13 protein-coding genes and 1 pseudogene are annotated in these 17,550 nt (G+C 64.7%); 8 read left to right on the plus strand and 6 right to left on the minus strand.

The window, feature by feature from the left end; all coding sequences use genetic code 11:
• The first annotated feature begins 97 nt into the window (after nucleotides 1-97).
• The 8 genes from NCR98_RS24210 (at nucleotide 98) to NCR98_RS24245 (ending at nucleotide 11,375) form a co-directional block, all read left to right on the plus strand.
• A complete protein-coding gene (locus NCR98_RS24210) occupies nucleotides 98-2,839 on the plus strand; it encodes a winged helix-turn-helix domain-containing protein (RefSeq protein WP_350029521.1) in 2,742 nt (913 codons plus the stop codon).
• A gap of 143 nt (nucleotides 2,840-2,982) precedes the next feature.
• On the plus strand, nucleotides 2,983-4,122 hold the full coding sequence (locus NCR98_RS24215; protein WP_250468180.1) for an acyl-CoA dehydrogenase family protein: 1,140 nt from the start codon (nucleotides 2,983-2,985) through the stop codon (nucleotides 4,120-4,122).
• A 27-nt stretch (nucleotides 4,123-4,149) separates the two neighbouring features.
• The gene (locus tag NCR98_RS24220; protein WP_244830274.1) at nucleotides 4,150-5,337 is read left to right on the plus strand and encodes a lipid-transfer protein; all 1,188 of its coding nucleotides are present in this window, start codon (nucleotides 4,150-4,152) and stop codon (nucleotides 5,335-5,337) included.
• Nucleotides 5,338-5,430: 93 nt separating this feature from the next.
• Nucleotides 5,431-6,588, plus strand: a complete 1,158-nt coding sequence (locus NCR98_RS24225; RefSeq protein WP_250527540.1) for an acyl-CoA dehydrogenase family protein — start codon at nucleotides 5,431-5,433, stop codon at nucleotides 6,586-6,588.
• A gap of 25 nt (nucleotides 6,589-6,613) precedes the next feature.
• Nucleotides 6,614-7,618 (plus strand): acyl-CoA dehydrogenase family protein, encoded by a 1,005-nt coding sequence (locus NCR98_RS24230; RefSeq protein ID WP_250527541.1) that lies wholly within the window; start codon nucleotides 6,614-6,616, stop codon nucleotides 7,616-7,618.
• 60 nt (nucleotides 7,619-7,678) lie between these two features.
• Entirely contained in the window at nucleotides 7,679-8,473 is a 795-nt protein-coding gene (locus NCR98_RS24235; RefSeq protein WP_250527542.1) for a crotonase/enoyl-CoA hydratase family protein, read from the plus strand.
• A gap of 23 nt (nucleotides 8,474-8,496) precedes the next feature.
• The gene (locus NCR98_RS24240) at nucleotides 8,497-10,053 is read left to right on the plus strand and encodes a long-chain-fatty-acid--CoA ligase (RefSeq protein WP_250527543.1); all 1,557 of its coding nucleotides are present in this window, start codon (nucleotides 8,497-8,499) and stop codon (nucleotides 10,051-10,053) included.
• Between the two features lie 161 nt (nucleotides 10,054-10,214).
• On the plus strand, nucleotides 10,215-11,375 hold the full coding sequence (locus NCR98_RS24245) for a CaiB/BaiF CoA transferase family protein (protein ID WP_250527544.1): 1,161 nt from the start codon (nucleotides 10,215-10,217) through the stop codon (nucleotides 11,373-11,375).
• An 82-nt stretch (nucleotides 11,376-11,457) separates the two neighbouring features.
• On the opposite strand, the gene NCR98_RS24250 is transcribed toward NCR98_RS24245, so the two are convergent.
• From NCR98_RS24250 to NCR98_RS24275, 6 genes and pseudogenes are all read right to left on the minus strand, one after another.
• The gene (locus NCR98_RS24250) at nucleotides 11,458-12,282 is read right to left on the minus strand and encodes an SDR family NAD(P)-dependent oxidoreductase (protein WP_244830292.1); all 825 of its coding nucleotides are present in this window, start codon (nucleotides 12,280-12,282) and stop codon (nucleotides 11,458-11,460) included.
• Between the two features lie 24 nt (nucleotides 12,283-12,306).
• Nucleotides 12,307-12,723 (minus strand): MaoC family dehydratase, encoded by a 417-nt coding sequence (locus NCR98_RS24255; RefSeq protein ID WP_244830293.1) that lies wholly within the window; start codon nucleotides 12,721-12,723, stop codon nucleotides 12,307-12,309.
• Nucleotides 12,724-12,735: 12 nt separating this feature from the next.
• Complete coding sequence (locus NCR98_RS24260; protein ID WP_244830295.1) at nucleotides 12,736-13,176, minus strand: MaoC family dehydratase N-terminal domain-containing protein; 441 nt, start codon at nucleotides 13,174-13,176, stop codon at nucleotides 12,736-12,738.
• A 28-nt stretch (nucleotides 13,177-13,204) separates the two neighbouring features.
• Nucleotides 13,205-14,387 (minus strand): annotated as a pseudogene (locus NCR98_RS24265) (lipid-transfer protein).
• Between the two features lie 30 nt (nucleotides 14,388-14,417).
• Complete coding sequence (locus NCR98_RS24270; RefSeq protein ID WP_250527545.1) at nucleotides 14,418-15,557, minus strand: acyl-CoA dehydrogenase family protein; 1,140 nt, start codon at nucleotides 15,555-15,557, stop codon at nucleotides 14,418-14,420.
• Nucleotides 15,558-15,601: 44 nt separating this feature from the next.
• Nucleotides 15,602-17,491, minus strand: a complete 1,890-nt coding sequence (locus NCR98_RS24275) for a feruloyl-CoA synthase (RefSeq protein ID WP_250527546.1) — start codon at nucleotides 17,489-17,491, stop codon at nucleotides 15,602-15,604.
• Nucleotides 17,492-17,550 lie beyond the last annotated feature (59 nt).

Genomic DNA, 17,550 nt, shown 5'->3' on the forward strand with positions numbered 1-17,550 from the left:
CCACCCGAATCGGGTGGGTGGTCGTAAGAGGCCTTCGAGATGCATCGACCGGGTCCTACAATCGGGACGAATCACGGCCCCGCTTGCAGAGTCCAGCATGTCCGATCTTGGCGAAACCGCAGTCGAATCCCCCGTGTCTGTCGTGCGTGTGGCGCACAAGTTCGTACCGCCACGCGGCGCACGTCAGTTGATGCCACGAAGCGCCTTGCTGGCCCGCCTGCTCGACGCGCGGCGCCAGCGCTGCATCGTCATTCACGGGCCGGCCGGAAGCGCGAAGACCAGCACGCTCATGGCGTGGCGGCACTCCCTTCTGACGCTCGACTTCGACGTGGCATGGCTGTCGCTCGCGCCTGCGGACGACGAGGTGCGCATATTCTTCGCCGGTCTGCTCGCGAGTCTCGCCTTGGTGGACCGGTCGATCGTCGACATGGCGGAACGCCTCACCGCACGCGATGGCGACGAACTTGCCGTGGAACATTGGGTCATCGCTCTCGTGCGGGGTGTCGCCCGCCACAAACGCGAACTCGTGCTGATGCTCGACGACGTCCACCATCTCAGGGACGCGCGCATCTTCGAGGCGTTGCGATGGCTGATCGACTACGCGCCGCCGCAACTGCATGTGGTACTGACTTCGCGGCGGCCGTTGCCGCTGTCGCTCGCGCGATTGCGCGCGCAAGGCCTGACCACGGAGTTCGATCAGCAGGACTTGCGTTTCTCCGCCGAGGAATCGGAGCGTTTTCTTCGCGAGCAGTCCGGCCGGATCGGCAAGCGCGACGCACAGGTCGTGCACGAACTCACCGACGGCTGGGCGACCGGCCTCCAGTCATTCGCGAACGACCTCAAGGCCAGACGCGGGGCTCCGCTTGCGCCAGCGAGCGTGTGCGAAGGCGCGGCGTTCGTGGGCTACTTCGAACGCGAGGTGTTGGCCCGCTTGCCCCGCGACGATGTGCTCCTGCTCACCTACGCGGCCCTCTGCGGCCGCTTCTGCGCGCCGCTCTGCGCTGATCTGCTGGACCAAGCCGGCGTCGTTGGTGTCGCCATCGACGATATCGCCGCACAACTCATTCGCCTGGAGGCAGACAATCTGTTCGTCACGTCTGTCGCCCCCGAACAGGAGCGCGATGCGTGGTACCGCCTGCATCCGTTGTTGCGCAGCGTCCTGCTGAACCGCGTGGCAAGTCTGCCAGACGAGGCGCAACGTGGGCTTCATGCAGCGGCATGGCACTGGTTCGATGCGCACGGTCACATGGACGAGGCAGTTCAACATGCCGTGCTTGCTGGAAACAGCGAGGCAGCCGCCAATATGGTCGAGGGATTCGCTCACACGCTGCTCGCGCGCGGCGAATTGCGGCAGCTCGCGAGCCTCATGCGCCGCCTTCCGCCGAGACAGGTGGCGGCACGCTTCGATCTCCTCGTGATGCAGGCGTATCTGCAAATGTATGCTGGCGAAACCGATGCGCTGCAGCAGGGCATTCGGCAGATTGCACGGCGCAGCGAGCGGTCCGGCCCGCGCGAGCGGTATGCGCTTGCCGTGTTGCGGGGTGGACTGGCGCTGCAGCGCGACGATACCGACTCCGTGGCCGCCTTGCTACCGGAATTGCAGCGCGTGCCGTCCGACGCCGACGCCTTCACACGTGCCGGGCGCAGCAACATTCTCTCGTGGATGTTCATCCATCGCGGCGAGTACGCGGAGGCGCGCAAGGTGCTGGAAGAAGGTGCGTCGCGTGAAGGCGCGCCGCGCGGCATCCTGCTCGGCCGATGCATGGGCGGCATGACGCACGCCGCCGAAGGACAGGTGCTGCTCGCGGAGCGCGTTCTGCGCGAGGTGCTGACCGAGGCAGACAAGCAAGGCGCGGCCTATATCGGTATCGCGTGCATGTCGGCGGCGCTGCTGGGCGAGGCGCTTTACGAACTGAACGATGTCGAGGCCGCGCTCGCGCTGCTGGAGAACCGCATCGACCTGCTCGAACGAGTGTCCATTCCCGACACCGTACTGCGCGCGCTGACCGTGCTGGCCGGCGCTCACTGGCTGGCCGGCAGACGCGGCGAAGCGCTCGATTATCTGACGCGTCTCGAAGATTACGCGGCGCGCCGCCAGGTCGACCGGCTGCTCGCCTGCGCGCTCCACTGGCGTTCGCGCTGGCTGCTGGACGACGGCCAGGTCGACGAAGCGGATGCCGCGCTGTCGCGGCTGGAGGCGCTCGCCGTGCGTTACTCGGGCGCGGTGCGCAGCACGGCGTGGGAGATCAGCGTATGCGCCGGTCTTGCCCGTATCGCCATGTGTCTGCATCAGAACGATTTCGACGGCGCCGTCGCGCGTCTGAAGCCGCTCGCCGCGTTGTCCGAGGCGGGCGGGCGGTGGAGCCGCGTGGCGAGCCTGCGCCTGCAGCTGGCCATCGCGGAGCAAGGCCGTTGCAACGACAAACGCGCCCGGGAGCATCTGACCGAGGCGTTGCGCGTGGGCCATCGCCTCGGACTCATGCGCAGCGTGCTCGATGGCGCGGGCGACTCGCAGGCGATGCTCGACGTCGTCGTGTCGGATCCGCACTTCGATCCCGTGCTGGCGTTCTACGCGGAGCGTCTCGTGAATGCGGGGAAAGCACGCGCACGCGTCCCGGCCGGGGCGAGCGGTCCGCAGGCCTCGGGCGATCTGTTGAGCGAACGCGAGAGCGAGGTGCTGAGTCTGCTCGCGCTCGCGCTGCCGAACAAGAAAATAGCGCGCGTCATGGATGTATCGCTCGACACCGTGAAGTGGCATCTGAAAAATATCTATCGAAAGCTCGATGTATCCGGCCGCGATGGCGCTGTCGCCAGAATGCGCGATCTGAACGCCGGCTGACCATGCGCTCGCTGCCCGCTTTCCCGTGCTTTCCACCCTACGCGGGTGGGCTCGTTCCACCCGTTCCCGACGCAGAATGACCTTGTCGAAGCGGCACGCTCCCGCATGCGTGGGCCGCGACAATCCGTCATGAGGAGTGTTCGGTGGAAGTCAAGCGTAATGTCTATCGCGAGGACCATGAAATGCTGCGCGAAACCGCGCGGCGTTTTTTCGAGCGGGAATGCCTGCCCCGTCAGGCCAAGTGGGACGAGGCCGGTTGCGTGGATCGTGAGACCTGGCTGAAAGCGGGCCGCGAAGGACTGCTGTGCGTGACCGTGCCGGAAGAATACGGCGGTGGCGGCGGCGACTTCGGGCACTCGGCCATCGTGGCGGAAGAACTGCATCGCGCTGGCGTGTCGGGCTTCAGCTATTCCGTGCATTCGGACATCACCGCGCCGTACATCGTGCGTCTCGGCACCGAGGCGCAGAAACGCAACTGGTTGCCGCCCATTTGTCGCGGCGAGAAGATTCTCGCCATTGCCATGACGGAGCCTGGCACGGGCTCCGACCTGAAGTCCATCCGCACCACGGCGGTCCGCGACGGCGACGAGTACATCATCAACGGCAGCAAGACCTTCATATCCAACGGCCTGAATTGCGACATGGTGGTGGCGGTCTGCAAGACCGACCCGTCCGCGGGCGCAAAAGGCGTAAGCCTCATCATGGTCGAGACCGACCGCGCGGGCTTTCGGCGTGGTCGCAAGCTGGAGAAGGTCGGTCAGGCCGCCGCCGACACGGCCGAACTCTTTTTCGACGACGTTCGCGTGCCCGTCACCAATCTGATCGGTCAGGAAAACGGTGGATTCATCCACCTGATGGAAGAACTGCCGCAGGAGCGCCTGATCATCGCGATCTACAGTGCGGCGAAACTCGAACGCCAACTGGAGCTCACGCTGCAATACGTCAAGGATCGCCGCGCGTTCAATCAGACGGTGTGGGACTTCCAGAACACGAAATTCAAGCTGGCCGATGTCAAGGCGCAAGCAGTGGCCGTACGCACGCTGGTGGACTATTACCTCCGCGAGCATATGGAGCGCAGGCTCACCTTGCAGGAAGCCGCCATTGCCAAGCTGTTCGCGACCGAAACCATGTGGAAGTGCATCGACGAGATGGTGCAGTTGCACGGCGGCTACGGCTACATGCTCGAGTATCCGATCGCGCGCGCGTTCGCCGACATGCGGGTGACGCGCATCTTCGGCGGCACCAGCGAAGTGCTGCGCGACCTGATCTCCAGAAAACTGTAAGCATCCCTACTATTGACGGGAAACATCATGAGCGAAAAAGTGCTGGTGGCAGGCGTCGGAATGATTCAGTTCGCCAAGCCGGGCGCGAGCCAGAGTTACATCGAAATGGGAGCGGAGGCGACGCGCCGCGCACTCGCCGACGCCGGCATTCCCTACGACCTCGTGCAACAGGCCTTTACCGGTTACGTCTATGGCGATTCCACCTGCGGCCAGACCGCACTGTACGAAGTCGGCATGACGGGCATCCCGATCGTCAACGTCAACAACAACTGTTCGACGGGTTCGACGGCGCTTTATCTCGCGCGTCAGGCCATTGCCACGGGCGACGCCGAGTGCGTGCTGGCGCTCGGCTTCGAACAGATGCAGGCGGGCGCGCTGAAGTCGCACTGGGACGACCGCCCGGTCACGCGCGCACGATTCGTGCCGATCATGCATGGCCTGACGGCGGATCTCGCGCATCTTCCACAGGCGTTGCGAACCTTCGGCGGCGCGGGACGTGAACACATGAAGCGTCACGGCACGACGATGGAAACGTTCGCCGCCGTGCGCGCCAAGGCGAGCCGTCACGCCGCCAATAATCCGCTGGCGCTGTTTCGCAAGCAGGTCAGCACCGAAGACGTCATGAACGATACGGTGCTGATCCCCGGTGTGATGACGCGCCTGATGGCATGCCCGCCAACGTGCGGCGGCGCTGCCGCCATCCTCGTGTCGGAGCGTTTCGCGAAGAAGCACGGGCTGCGCAACGACGTGCGGATCGTCGCGCAGGCGCTCACCACCGATCCGCCCGCTTCGTTCGATCCGCCGTCGATGCTCAATTACGTCGGCACGCATATGACGCGTTCGGCGGCCAACAAGGTCTACGAAAACGCGGGTATCGGACCGGAAGATATCGACGTATGCGAACTGCACGACTGTTTCGCGCACAACGAAGTCATCTGCTACGAGGCGCTGGGCTTCTGTCCGGAAGGCGGCGCGGAAAAATTCGTCAAGGACGGCGACAACACGTATGGCGGCAAGGTCGTGGTCAATCCGTCGGGCGGGCTGCTATCGAAGGGACATCCGTTGGGCGCGACGGGGCTTGCGCAGTGTTACGAGCTCACGCATCAGTTGCGCGGCAGCGCGGACCGGCGTCAGGTCGAGGGCGCGCGGCATGCGTTGCAGCACAACCTCGGGTTGGGCGGTGCGTGCGTGGTCACGCTTTACGGCACGAACTGACGCGGCTTCGAGCGTGACCATGCATTCGACTTCGCACTTCGAACACGGGCGCCGTTCATCGGACGTCTGTCATGCAAACACGGGGAGCGAGACGTGAGTAATCTGCTGGATGCCTTTCATCTAACGGCGTTGCCCGTCGAGGCCGAAGCCTTCCGCGCGGAAGTGAAGGAGTTCATCGCGGAACATCTGCCGCACGCCGCGGCCGACGTCCGCGCCCGTTCATGGATGGGCTTCGATGCCGCATTCAGCCGTCGGCTCGCCGCGCGCGGCTGGGTCGGGCTCACGCTGCCCACGCGTTACGGTGGCGCGGGAATGGATGCGTTTCGACGGTTCGTGCTGGTGGAAGAATTACTTGCCGTTGGCGCACCGGTGGCCGCGCACTGGATCGCGGACCGGCAAAGCGGTCCATTGATCCTGCGCTACGGAACGCAGGCGCAGAAGGACTTCTACCTGCCGCGCATTTGCGCCGCGTCGGCGTTTTTCTGCATCGGCATGAGCGAACCCAACGCGGGCTCGGATCTCGCCAGCGTGCGAACCCGCGCGGTACGCAGTGAAGGCGGCTGGCGGCTGAACGGCCGCAAGATCTGGACGACCAATGCACAGCACTGTCAGTACATGATCGCGCTCGTGCGTTCGTCGGGAGCGCCGGAGGATCGCCAGAAGGGTTTGTCGCAGTTCATCGTGGATCTCGCGTTGCCGGGCGTGAATGTGCGGCCTATCGTGGACCTCACGGGCGACGCGCACTTCTCCGAAGTGACCTTCGACGATGTCTTCCTCAACGACGAAGCGCTGATCGGCGAGGAAGGCGCAGGCTGGGAACAGGTGACCGCGGAACTCGCGTTCGAACGTAGCGGCCCGGAGCGGCTTTATTCGAGCGTCGTGCTGCTCGATAGCTGGGTCGCCCATTTGCGAAGAGAGAGCGCGAAACCCGCTGACCTTGCTTTGCTTGGCAGCCTCGTCGCGCAACTGGCGACATTGCGTTGCATGTCCATTGCGGTGACGGCGCGGCTCGCGCGCGGCGAGAGCCCCGTGGTCGAGGCCGCCCTGGTGAAGGACATCGGCACCGAGTTCGAGCAGACCATACCCGCGCTGCTGGAAGCCGCGATCACGGCCGATCCGGCACGGTCCATCGCACCCGAGTTGTACCGGACGCTGGCCTATCTCAGTCAAGTTTCCCCTGCATTCTCGTTGCGCGGCGGCACGCGCGAAGTGCTGCGCGGCATGATCGCGCGCGGCCTGGGCTTGCGCTAATTCTCATGCATCAGGAAAGACTCCCATGTTCACGGAAGCAATCGAGGCCATTCTGCGCGATTACGCAACTCCCGACGCCATCAGGGCCATCGAAAACGGTGGCTCGCCCTCGGCTATCTGGGCTGCGCTGGAAGAAGCCGGCTTTCTGGAACTGCTGACGCCGGAAAGCGCGGGCGGTGCCGGGCTTGCACTGTCCGCGCTCGCGCCTGTCTTCGTCACGCTGGGGCGGTTCGCCACGCCCGCGCCGGTGGCGCAGAGCATCGCGGCGCGGGCGTTGTTGCGCAAGAGCGGCATTGCGGCTCCAGCCGGCATGATCACGCTGGCGGGCCGCTGCCGACGCCTTGACGATGAGCACCATTCGTTGGAGGCGCCCGCCACGCCGTTCGGGACCATCTGTGAATATGTGCTCGCGAATCTGGATGGCGATCTGCTTCTGCTCGACGCGAACCATACCGCATGCGAGCCGGGCGGCGTGCGGGGCAGCCTGTGCGCAACCCTGACATGGCGCGGCGACCGCGTTCCCGCGCCGCTCGGTCGAAGCGGCGAGGAAGTGCCTCTGTTCAGTGCGGCCATTCACGCGGCAGCCATCTCCGGTGCGATGGATCGTGTATTCGGCATGACGCTTCGGTACTGCAACGACCGGTCTCAATTCGGCAAGTCCATCGGCAAGTTTCAGGCGGTGCAACATCAGTTGAGTGTGATGGCCCAGCACACGAGCGCGGCGGCAATTGCAGCCGAACTGGCGTTTTCCGGCGCCGGCCCTGTGCCGGCGCGGCTCGCGACGGCGATCGCCAAGGCGCGCACCAGCATGGCGGTGCCGCTGGTGGCGTCCACCGCTCACGCGCTGCACGGGGCTATCGGCGTGACCGCGGAGTACGACCTGCAGCTCTATACGCGCCGACTGCACGAATGGCGCATGGCCGACGGTTCCGAGGCGTACTGGAATTGCGTAGTCGGCGAGGCGGCGCTCGCGCGGATGACCCCCACGATCGCCGACTTCGCACGAACCGCGCCGCTCGAAACGGCCTGAGTGACGGGCCTGAAACAAAACGGCCTGAGACGACGGCCTCTGATAACGACCGGACATTCCATGAACGACTTTCTGAAGTACGAGCAGGACGGTCATATCGTCACGCTGACGATGAACGAGCCCGAGCGCCGCAATCCGCTGACCGGCAACACGGCGGTGGACGAATTCCTCGACGCGATCAGGCGGATCGAGACAGACCGCTCGGTGCGGGCCGTGATCCTGACCGGTGCCGGAACGGCCTTCTCTTCGGGCGGCAACGTCCATGACATGAAGCGGCATGCATCGGGGTCCATGTCAGGCGTGGAGATCCGTCAGGAGTACCGGCGAGGCATTCAACAGTTGCCGCTCGCGCTCTTCAATTTGGAAGTGCCTGTCATCGCGGCGGTGAATGGCGCGGCAATCGGCGCTGGACTGGATCTCACCTGCATGTGTGATATACGCATTGCGTCGGAACACGCAAAGTTCGCCGAAAGTTTTGTCCGGCTTGGCATCATTCCCGGCGATGGTGGCGCGTGGCTCCTGCCACGCATCATCGGACTGTCGCGGGCGGCGGAACTGACCTTCACCGGCCGGGTGATCGGCGCCCAGCAGGCGCTCGAATGGAATCTCGTATCGCGCGTCGTTGCGCATGACACGCTGCTTGCAACCGCGCGCGCCCTCGCCGAGGACATCGCGGCCAATCCGCCGCATGCGGTGCGCCTTGCCAAACGGCTGCTGCGCGAAGGCATGCATTGCCGGCTCGACACGCTGCTGGAGATGTCGGCGGCTTATCAGGCGTTGGCTCATCAAACGGACGATCACCGCGAAGCCGTGTCCGCTTTCATCGACAAACGGCAGCCGTCGTTCAACGGATAACGCGCCGGCAGAGGGAAGACAGCATGCAGTTGACTCAGGGCCTTCATCGCTCGCTTCGGCAGAACCCGGACCGGACGGCGGTATCGTTCAAAGGGCGCAGGCGGACCTTTCGTGAATTCGGCGATCGCGTCGCGCGGCTTGCGTCGGCTCTGGTCGAACTCGGCCTGACGGAGGGCGAGCGGGTCGGCATGCTGGCGCTGAATTCTGACCGCTACCTCGAGTATGCGATGGGCGTTTGGTGGGGCGGCGGCGTGCTCAATCCCGTCAATATTCGCTGGAGCGCCGCGGAGATCGCCTATTCGTTGAACGATTGCGACACGCGCATCCTGATCGTGGATGACCAGCACCTCGAGACGGCGCGCAACGTATGCCGCCTTGTGCGAACCGTTCCAATACTGATTCACGCAGGCGATGGCGCGGCGCCGGACGGCATGCTGTCGTTCGACGCCCTGATCGCGGCAGCCGCGCCGATGGAGGACATCGGTCGCAGCGGTGCCGACCTCGCTTGCATCATGTACACCGGCGGCACCACCGGTGTTCCGAAAGGGGTGATGCAGACGCATCTGAACATGTGGTCGTCGTGCATCATGCGGATCGCGGAATCGGCGCCGCTCGCCGGGACCGCGGTGCTGCACGCCGCGCCGTTTTTTCATGTCGCGGCTCTTGGGCGTGCGCTCGTGCAGTTCGTTGCGGGCGAGGCGCATGTGATCATTCCCGCCTTCGACGCGCGCGAAGTCTTAAAGGCAATCGATCAAGAGCACGTCAGCGAAACCCTGCTCGTGCCGACGATGATCCAGGGCGTCTTGAATCACCCAGATTTTGCCCAGGCCGATTTGTCGCGCTTGCGGCGTCTCACCTATGGCGCGTCGCCTATTCCCGAGCCGTTGCTGAATCGCGTGATCGAATGCCTGCCGGGTGTCGAACTGGCGCATTCGTACGGCATGACCGAGGCCTGTCCCAGCATCTCCGTCAATCCGCCCGCCAATCACGATGACGCGGCGAGAAGGAGCGGCCTTTATCGCTCCATCGGCCGTGGGCTGCCCGGACTGCTGGTGAAAGTGGTCGATGTGCACGGCCAGGAAGTGCCGCGCGGCACGGTAGGGGAGCTCGTCGTGCGCGGACCGAACGTAATGGCGGGCTACTGGAACAAGCCGGAGGAAACCGCGCAGGCCTTACGTCGCGGCTGGCTGCATACTGGCGACGGCGCGTATATGGACGACCGAGGCTATCTGTACATCGTCGACCGGCTCAAGGACATGATCGTCAGCGGCGGCGAAAACGTCTATTCCGCCGAGGTCGAAAACGTGATCGCACTTCACGGCGCGGTCGCCGCGTGTGCGGTGATAGGCGTGCCGCATGACATGTGGGGTGAAGCGGTCCACGCCGTGATCGTGTGCAAGCCCGGCGAAACGACCAGCGAAGAAGAGATACGCAGGCATTGCCGCGCGTTCATCGCCGGCTATAAATGTCCCAGAACGATCGAGTTTCGGGAGCGGCTGCCCTTGTCGGGCGCGGGCAAGATCCTCAAGCGCGAACTCCGCGCGGCATACTGGGCGGGCAGGGCGCGCGCCGTCAACTAACGAAGTCAGGCAGCGAAGCCTTCCACCCGGCCAGGGGGGTGCCGCTTCTCCTGCATTCTGGCTTACTTCCACTGAATCGAGGCCGTCATCCGGAAGACGGAAAGCCGATCTACCGCGGTGCGCCGAACGCACCGTCATGCAAAATCGACAAGGGAGGAACGATGGGTGTTTTGAGCGGTGTACGCGTGCTGGAATTCGAGGCAATCGGTCCGGGGCCGTTCGGCGCCATGTTGCTGGCCGACATGGGCGCGGATGTCTTGCGAGTCGACCGGCCCCGTCCGCACGCCGATCTGGGTCCGAAGACCAACGGCAACCGTGCGGATGTCACGGGGCGCGGTCGTCGTTCGGTCACGCTGGATCTGAAGCAACCCGAAGCGGCCGAAGCCGCGCTGGATCTTATTTCCCGCGCCGATGTGCTGATCGAAGGCTTTCGGCCCGGCACCATGGAACGCCTTGGGCTCGGCCCGCAAGCCGCACTGTCGCGCAACTCGAGACTCGTGTATGGACGCATGACCGGTTGGGGGCAAACGGGTCCGCTCGCCGCGCGCGCGGGGCACGATCTGAACTACATCGCGCTGTCCGGCGTGCTGTCCGGCATCGGCCGCGCCGACGGAGCGCCGGTGCCGCCGCTGAATCTTGTCGGCGACTACGGCGGTGGCGGCATGCTTCTCGCGCTGGGCGTGGTGGCGGCGCTCTTCAACGTTCAGCGTGGCGGCGAAGGTCAGGTAGTCGATGCCGCGATGATCGAAGGCGCGGCACAACTGGGTTCGATCTTTTGGGGCATGCTCGCTTCGGGCAACTGGCGCGAGGAGCGCGAGAGCAATCTGCTGGATGGCGGCACGCCCTGGTACGACAGCTACCGCACTCGCGATGGTCAATACATGACGGTCGGCGCGGTCGAGTCGCGTTTCTATGCCGAACTCCTCACGAAGCTCGGCCTCGCGGACGCGGGATTGCCGGAGCAGCACGATCGCAGCGGCTGGCCGGTCCTGCGCGAACGCTTTGCGGCGGCCTTTCTCGAACGCACGCGCGATGAATGGTGCGCCGTGTTCGAAGGTAGCGACGCGTGTGTCGCGCCAGTTTTGAGCTTTTCGGAAGCGCCGGCTCATCCGCAGCATCAGGCGCGCGGCAGTTTCGTCGAGGTGGCTGGCGTGGTTCAGCCTGCACCCGCACCGCGTTTTTCTCGCACGCCTTCGAAAGTCACGCGCGCCGCGCCGCAACGCGGTGAAGGGGGGCTGCGTGCGTTGCACGATTGGGGTTTCGACGACGCCGCCATCGATCGCATGCGCCTTCACGGGGTCGGCTTTCAGGCAGAGGGCTGAGCCCGTCCGAGTCATACGCGGTAGCAAAAAAAAACGGTCCGGCTTCGAGCCGGACCGTTGCGCGTTCATGTCACTGCCCGCATCACTGCAGATTGCCGGCTACCGCCACCGTCTGCCCCGTGATGTAGTTCGACTCGGGCGAGCAAAACAGATACACGCCGCCAGCCGCTTCTTCCGGCGTGCCCCCGCGTCCCAGCGGATTGCTCATCGCATGCGCTTTCAGCCGCTCCGCATTCACGCCCACGCGAATATCGCGCCCTTCGATCCTGACCGTCGCGCCGGAATCCGCATCCGCCTTCGTCATGCGCGTGTGAATCAGCCCGAACGCCACGCAGTTGACATTGACGTTCAAGCGCCCCCACTCGCGGCTCAGCGCACGCGTCATGCCGATCACGCCCGCTTTCGCCGACGAATAGTTCATCTGCCCGGCATTGCCGGTGAGCGCCGATACCGACGAAATATTCACGACCTTGCGATATACGTCGCGGCCGGCTTCCTTGTCGGCGGCATGCAACGCCTTCACATGCGGATAGGCGGCGCGCAGAATGCGAAACGGCGCGGTCATGTGACAGTCGATGATCGCGTACCACTGTTCGTCGGTCATCTTCTGGACCACGTCGTCCCACGTATAACCGGCGTTGTTGACGATGATGTCGATGCCCTTGAACGTGTTCATCGCCGTGCCGATGAAGCGGTCGGCGAAGTCGGGCGCGCTTACGTTGCCGACGACCGCGACGGCCTGCGTGCCCATCTTCTTCAAAACCTCGACCGTTTCGTGCGCCGGCTCGGCGTCGAGGTCGTTGATCACGAGACGCGCGCCTTCGCTTGCCAGTTTCTCCGCGATCGCGCGGCCAATACCACGTCCGGAACCGGTGACGAGCGCTACCTTGCCGTCGAGCTTACCCATGTCTATCTCCTTGATGAAACGAAACTACAGTGCGATCGACGCGTCGCCCAGGACGCGCGGCTCACCGTATTGATTGGTGGTCTGGATCTCGACCTTCACGAGACGTTCGCCATTCGCCTCGGATTTGTCGACGACCCGTCCGCTGCACGTGATCCGGTGTCCCAGTTGCGTGATGCCGACGAAGCGCACGCCGAAGTGCCGCAGATTGCGCTGGTCGGTCCACAGCGTCAGCAGGCGGCCGAGCCAGGCCATCGACAACATGCCGTGCGCAAAGACGTCGGGCATGCCGGCACGCCGTGCAAAATCGAGGTCGATGTGAACCGCGTTGTGATCGCCGGATGCGCCTGCGAAAAGCGCCAGCGTCGTGCGGTCGACGGGCGCCAGCGTGAGCGGCGGCAGTGTGTCACCCACCTCGATGTCATCGAAACTTAATGGTGTCATTCGGGTTTCTCCTCAGCCGTTGCGATGCACGAGCACGCTGCGCAGATCCGCGACATGCTCGCCATGCTGGTTGGTCACACGCGTTTCGCGCACCACGAAATCGAGCGCGCCGCCTTTCTTGTCGTAGATGTCGGCGATGCGGCACTCGAAGCGCAGCACGTCGCCCGCATAGGCCAGACGGTGATAGGTGAACGACTGCTCGCCGTGCAGGATGCGCGCGACCTGAATGCCGATCTCGTCGCGCCAGCTTTTATCGGGCTGCTCGAGTTCCAGTGAAAACAGGAAGGTGGGCGGCAGTGGCAGGCCGGGGTGGCCGGCATCGCGCGCCGCCGATTCATCGAAATAGATCGGGTTGGTCTCGCCGATCGCCTTCGCGAAAAAGCGCAGTCGTCCCGCTTCGGCCACGGTACGAAAGGCCGGAATCACCAGGCCGATGTGCTTCTTGTCGATCATGTCGGATACTCCATCGGAAGGCGCGGCATCAGGCGGCCTTGTACACGGTCGTGACGCACGCGCCGCCGAGCCCGAGGTTATGCGCCAGCGCGACCTTCGCGCCTTCCACCTGACGTTCGTCGGCCGTGCCGCGCATCTGATGGGTCAGCTCGTAGCACTGAGCAAGGCCGGTCGCGCCGAGCGGATGACCCTTGGACAAGAGCCCGCCCGAGGGATTGACCACCCACTTGCCGCCGTATGTGTTGTCGCCGTCGTTGACGAGTTTTTCCGCATCGCCTTCGGCACACAGACCAAGGCCCTCGTAGGTCAACAACTCGTTCTGCGCGAAGCAGTCGTGCAATTCGATCACGTCGATGTCTTCGGGACCGACGCCTGCCTGCTCGTACGCGAGCTTCGCGCCGGAGCGCGTCATGTCGAAGCCGACCACGCGGATCATGTCGCGGCTGTCATAAGTGCTCGGCTCGTCGGTGGTGAGAGACTGGCCGGCGATCAGCACGTCGGTGCGCAAGCCGTGCCGCCGCGCGAACGCCTCCGACACGACGATCGCCGCAGCCGCCCCGCAAGTCGGCGGACAGGCCATCAGGCGCGTCAGCACGCCTTCCCAGATCATCGGCGAGGCCAGCACGTCTTCCGGCGTCACGACATTGCGGAACACGGCGAGCGGATTGCGCGCCGCATGCTGGCTCGCCTTCGCGCGAATCCTGGCAAAGGTTTCGAGGCGGGTGCCGTACTTCTCCATGTGCGCCCGGCCCGCGCCGCTGAATTGGCGGATGGCAGACCAGATCGGTTCGGTCGACCAGTTCGTTGACCAGATCCAGCGCGCGTTCGAGCGCCGGTGCGCGGTCGCTCCACTTCGATGACAGCGCGCCCGGCTGCATGAATTCGAAGCCGACCGCAAGCGCGCAGTCCACCGCGCCGCTCTGGACGGCCTGACGGGCGAGGAACAACGCCGACGAACCGGTTGCACAGTTGTTGTTGACGTTGATGACCGGAATGCCGGTCATGCCCACGCGGTAGAGCGCTTTCTGACCGCAGGTCGAATCGCCGTAGACGTAACCGGCGTAGGCCTGCTGGACGTCGGCGTAGTCGAGCCCGGCATCGGCCAGTGCCTGGCGAACCGCGCCGGCGCCCATCACGTCGTAGGTGTCGCTGGTGCCGGGTTTCTTGAACGGGATCATGCCGACGCCGGCGACGAAGACGTTACGAGTCATATCACTGCTCCGTGGAAAAGAAGGTTCGACTTACAGCTTGCGGGAGATGAGGTCGCGCATGACCTCGCTCGTGCCGCCATAAATGCGGTTCACGCGCGCATCGGCGAAAGCGCGTGCGAGGGGGTACTCGAGCATGTAGCCGTAGCCGCCGTGAAGCTGCACCATCTCGTCGAGCGCCTTGCCAAGTGTCTCGGTGGCGTAGAGCTTGGCGATGGCGGCTTCTTCGAGCGTCAGGCGACGGCGCACGTGCTCGGCCAGATAGTGATCGACCATCAGGCGCACGGCCGTGGCCTGGGCCTTGATGTCGGCAAGCTTGAACTTGGTGTTCTGGAAGTCCCATACGGTCTGATTGAAGGCGCGGCGGTCCTTCACATAGTTCAGCGTATGTTCGAGGCAGGCTTCGAGCTTCGCCGCCGCGCCGATGGCGATGGACAAGCGCTCCTGCGGCAGTTCACCCATCAGGTAGGCAAAGCCCTGACCTTCCTCGCCGAGACGGTTGGCGACCGGAACGCGCACGTCGTCGAAGAACAACTCGGCGGTGTCCTGCCCGTGCATGCCGACCTTGTCGAGCTTGCGGCCACGGCGAAATCCGGGACGAGTTGCCTCGACCACGATCAGGCTCACGCCCTTCGAACCCGCGCTCGGGTCTGTTTTGCAGATCACGATGATCAGGTCGGCATTCAGACCATTGCTGATGAAGGTCTTGCTGCCGTTGATGACGTACTCGTCGCCATCGCGCACGGCGCTCGTCCGCACGGACTTGAGGTCGCTGCCAGTACCCGGTTCGGTCATTGCGATGGCGAGAATTGCCTCGCCCGAGCAGACTTTGGGGAGCCACTTCTGCTTTTGCTCTTCGCTGCCGATGCGTGCGATATAAGGCGCGATGACGTCCGAGTGAACGCCGAAGCCCAGCCCGCTCAGGCCCGCGCGATTCACTTCTTCGTTAAGCACGGCCGCATGCCCGAAATCGCCGCCGCCGCCGCCGTATTCGGCTGGCAGCGTCAGGCACAGCAGTCCTTCACGGCCCGCCTTCAGCCAGGTTTCGCGATCGACGCGGCCGGTCTTGTCCCATTCGGCCTGTTTCGGAACGCATTCCCGTTCCAGAAAGCGGCGCACGCTGGTGCGCAGCATTTCGTGATCGTCGCGGAAGACGGTTCGAGTAATGTGCATGACTAAGTTCCTGAGAAAGGATCCGCCTGATCCGGGTGTGAGGCTTACCGTGCGCAGGCGATATGCGCGGCCGGCTCGGCGTGAAAGAGAGGCTCGATCAGATGAGCGCGCCGCGCGCGGGTGACGGCCTGATTGACGTAGCCTTTTTCGGCGATCTCGTTGGCGTCGATGGAAGGCGGTTCCGCCATCAGCATCACGCGTTCGATGGTGCGGCTGGCGCCACCGCCTCGCTGAGTGACGAGGCGTTCGCGCAGCGCGGCCACCACGAGCGGATGCCGGGCGAGCGCTTCCGCGTCCAATTCGGCAAGCTCGGGGGCGAGCCGTTTGCAGGCGGCCACGTTCGGCCATGCAAGCGCGGTGAGATAGTCGTGATCGTGACCGCAGATCACCGCGTCCGAAATGAGCGGGGCGCACAGTTCGAGCAGACCGAGACGGACGGCGCCCGTGCGTACCCAGGTGCCGTTGGTGAGCTTGAAGTCTTCGACCACGCGGCCGGCGAAGAGCAGGCCTTCGCCCGCATCTTCCGGATTGGCCAGACGGACGGCGTCGCCGAGGCGGAAGAAGCCTTCTGAATCGAACGCGGCCGCGCTCAGTTCCGGATTGTCGAGATAGCCGCCGAAGACATTCGCGCCGCGCATGCGGATCTCGTAGCGTCCGTCGCCGCCGTCGAGCGGCACCAGCTTCACTTCGGAGCCGGGCACCGGGCCGCCGATGTTGCCGAGGTCCTTCGACGGCCAGCCACAATAGGTGCCCATGCCGCTCGTTTCCGTGCAGGCGAGACCGGTCGAAAAGACGATGCGCCGGCCGATGGTATCGACGGCGACGCGCTGGATGCGATTCCACACGTCGGCGGGAAGGCTGGCCCCGCCATAGCCGAAATACTGGACGTCGGCGAACAGGCTTCGCGCGAGCACGGGGTCACGTTCGAGTTCGCCCGCCAGTACGGCCCACGCCGAGGGAACACTCGTGAACACGGTGGGCGAGACGTCGCGCAGATTGCGAACCGTGCGCTCGATCAGGCCCGGAAGCGGCCGGCCGTCGTCGATATAGTGGGTCGCGCCGAACTGGATCGAACGGCCGAGATTGAGCACGCCGCCCAGACCGTGGTGCCAGGGCAGCCAGTCGAGAAAGACCGGTGGCGATTCCAGCAGCCAGCCGAGGTTGTCGGCGTAGTAGGACGCGACTGCCCTGAAGTTGCCGTAGGTGAGCGGCACGCCCTTCGGAACACCGGTCGAGCCCGAGGTGAACAGCACGCGAACGGTGTGGGCGCCGTCGATCGATGCATGCGCTGCCGCGACGGCGGCGCTGCGCGCGTGCGTCAATCCACTGGCGAGCAAGTCGGCCCAGGTGCGGTGGCCGGGCGCGGCGTTGCGCACGGTGATGATCGATGTGCCCGCGACGCCCGAAGCGGCGAGAGCGGCAAGCGCGCGCGCGAACTGCGCCGCATCCTGCACGAACACCGTGGCGGGCGGAACCATTCGCAGCACGCCTTTGAGACGCGCGAAGTCCCGGCTGACGAGCGAATAAGCAGGCGACACCGGCGCACTCGGAATGCCGACGTATTCGGCCGCGAGCAGCAATACCGCCTGCTCGATCGAATTGCCTGATAGCAGGATCACGGGACGCTGCTGACCCAGTCCCATTTCGAGCAGCGCGGCGGCAACCGTCTGGACTTGTACCCACAGTTCGCGCCAGCTAATGGTGCGCCATGCGCCCGTTGCATCGCGCTCGGCGAATGCCGTGTCATCGCCGCGACGCTCGGCCCACGCGGGAATGAACGCGGCAAAGCTGCGCTCGGCAATGACCGGCGGCGCGCTCGCCGAACTGAGGATAAGCGTGCCGTCGGGACGGTGCTCGATGTGCGGCCGGCGCTCCGGGAAACGCACGGGACGATAAGGCGCTACTGCAGATACGTCATCCATCAGCGTACTCATTTACGCCTGTCTCCTTGGCTTCAGTGCGCACCGCGGCGCGCACCGGCGTTATTTCGTGG

Source organism: Caballeronia sp. GAWG2-1 (genome assembly GCF_023631405.1).
In the GTDB taxonomy this organism is placed as follows: Bacteria; Pseudomonadota; Gammaproteobacteria; order Burkholderiales; family Burkholderiaceae; genus Caballeronia.

Excerpts from the sequence above, each read along its gene's own strand:
- NCR98_RS24210 (WP_350029521.1), top strand. The coding sequence starts at position 98 with ATGTCCGATCTTGGCGAAACCGCAGTCGAATCCCCCGTGTCTGTCGTG.
- NCR98_RS24220 (WP_244830274.1), top strand. The coding sequence starts at position 4,150 with ATGAGCGAAAAAGTGCTGGTGGCAGGCGTCGGAATGATTCAGTTCGCC.
- NCR98_RS24230 (WP_250527541.1), top strand. The coding sequence starts at position 6,614 with ATGTTCACGGAAGCAATCGAGGCCATTCTGCGCGATTACGCAACTCCC.
- NCR98_RS24235 (WP_250527542.1), top strand. The coding sequence starts at position 7,679 with ATGAACGACTTTCTGAAGTACGAGCAGGACGGTCATATCGTCACGCTG.
- NCR98_RS24240 (WP_250527543.1), top strand. The coding sequence starts at position 8,497 with ATGCAGTTGACTCAGGGCCTTCATCGCTCGCTTCGGCAGAACCCGGAC.
- NCR98_RS24245 (WP_250527544.1), top strand. The coding sequence starts at position 10,215 with ATGGGTGTTTTGAGCGGTGTACGCGTGCTGGAATTCGAGGCAATCGGT.
- NCR98_RS24250 (WP_244830292.1), bottom strand. The coding sequence starts at position 12,282 with ATGGGTAAGCTCGACGGCAAGGTAGCGCTCGTCACCGGTTCCGGACGT.
- NCR98_RS24255 (WP_244830293.1), bottom strand. The coding sequence starts at position 12,723 with ATGACACCATTAAGTTTCGATGACATCGAGGTGGGTGACACACTGCCG.
- NCR98_RS24260 (WP_244830295.1), bottom strand. The coding sequence starts at position 13,176 with ATGATCGACAAGAAGCACATCGGCCTGGTGATTCCGGCCTTTCGTACC.
- NCR98_RS24270 (WP_250527545.1), bottom strand. The coding sequence starts at position 15,557 with ATGCACATTACTCGAACCGTCTTCCGCGACGATCACGAAATGCTGCGC.
- NCR98_RS24275 (WP_250527546.1), bottom strand. The coding sequence starts at position 17,491 with ATGAGTACGCTGATGGATGACGTATCTGCAGTAGCGCCTTATCGTCCC.